The sequence below is a fragment of the Corallococcus interemptor genome (genome assembly GCF_003668875.1).
In the GTDB taxonomy this organism is placed as follows: domain Bacteria; phylum Myxococcota; class Myxococcia; order Myxococcales; family Myxococcaceae; genus Corallococcus; species Corallococcus interemptor.
This window is the reverse complement of record NZ_RAWM01000271.1, coordinates 1-1,241: the sequence shown is the minus strand read 5'-3', so window position 1 is coordinate 1,241 and position 1,241 is coordinate 1. Positions and strand designations below refer to the sequence as shown.

General features: G+C 71.6%; 2 protein-coding genes. One reads left to right on the top strand and one right to left on the bottom strand.

What is annotated here, in order from left to right; all coding sequences use genetic code 11:
• Window positions 1–93: 93 nt before the first annotated feature.
• Complete coding sequence (gene tnpB / locus D7X96_RS40215; RefSeq protein ID WP_279637433.1) at window positions 94–234, bottom strand: IS66 family insertion sequence element accessory protein TnpB; 141 nt, start codon at window positions 232–234, stop codon at window positions 94–96.
• A gap of 365 nt (window positions 235–599) precedes the next feature.
• On the opposite strand from tnpB, the gene D7X96_RS39780 reads away from it, so the two are divergent.
• A complete protein-coding gene (locus tag D7X96_RS39780; RefSeq protein ID WP_147442948.1) occupies window positions 600–1,151 on the top strand; it encodes a hypothetical protein in 552 nt (183 codons plus the stop codon).
• Window positions 1,152–1,241 lie beyond the last annotated feature (90 nt).

Below are 1,241 nucleotides of genomic sequence, written 5' to 3'. Positions count from 1 at the left end.
CACCATCCGCTTCACCATCTGCGACTTGAATGCATCCGTGTACGCCACTGCGTCCTGCCTGCTCTCGCCCCCAGGCGTGGTCATCCCGGCCACTCAGCCGAGGCGACAACTTCCCTGACACAGGGGGAAAGCGAAGAGGTGGCCCGAGTAGACGTCCTCGCCCCACGCGCCGCGCACCAGGGTCATGAGGCCGTCAATCGACTTGCGCATGTCCACCGGCTCCACCGCCAGCACCACGCGCACTGAGGCAGGCAGGGCAAATGTTGCTGAGCACGGTGGTTGAGGAAGACCGGCCGGATTTCGAACCGACTCGTCGATGGGAAGCGGGCGTAAGCAGAGGAATTGCCCATCAGCGAGCCGGATTCTTGCGAGTCACCGCCGTTGAGGTCGGCTTGCGCACCGAGGAGAGGGCGGGGCGCGGCGTGGAGCTGCTACCGCGGCTGGAGCGAGCCGGCGGCGAGTAGGCGGTGGGAGGGGTGTGGCAACACCCCTGCCCACCAATGCCCCGCGAGAAGACTGTGTGGAGAGTTTCGCGGAGCACCCGAGGAGTCATCCGAAGTCAGAGAGGAGTCAAGTCCTGGGGCGAGGAAGTGCCCTCTGTGGACTCGGTGCGTCCGGCCCGCTGCCCGGAGTGCGGAGCGGCCAGCAGGCCCGTCGGGGGCGCCCTGGTGCTGCATGGGCATGGGCTGCGTCAGCGGCAGGTGCTCGGGCCGCTGGAATGGGGAGACGCCGCACAAGCGCGAGAGGTGGCCGTGCGCCGCTTCCGGTGCACCGCGTGCAGGGCGACGTGCACCGTTGGCCCCCGGGAGGTACTGACGCGGCGGCTGTACGCGGCCACGGCCATTGGCTTGGCGCTCGCGCTCTTCGGGCTGCTTGCACGCCCGGTGGCCGGGGTGCGTGAGCAGGTGAGCCCCTGGCGCGTGGTGGGCCCTGGCAGCGTGGGACGCTGGTGCACGCTCGCGGCGTGGGTACGGGCGCTGCCACGCGGCGGGCTCTTCCGTGCGCTGCCCCCATGCCCGGAGGACTGGAGCGCCCGGCGCGTTGCCGCGCGGGCGGCGGCCGCCCTCGCGGCGCGAGCACCCGAGGCGGTAGGCCCCAGCCCTCCGCCGCTGCACGTCCTGGCGCCCTTGGGGGCCGCGCACTCAGCATGAGGGGCCACGCACGGGGCCGCATGCACGGCGTCCCCGCCTTCTCGTCCCACCCGACAGCCCCGCTGCACACCCTCCTGGGGCCCCGGCACC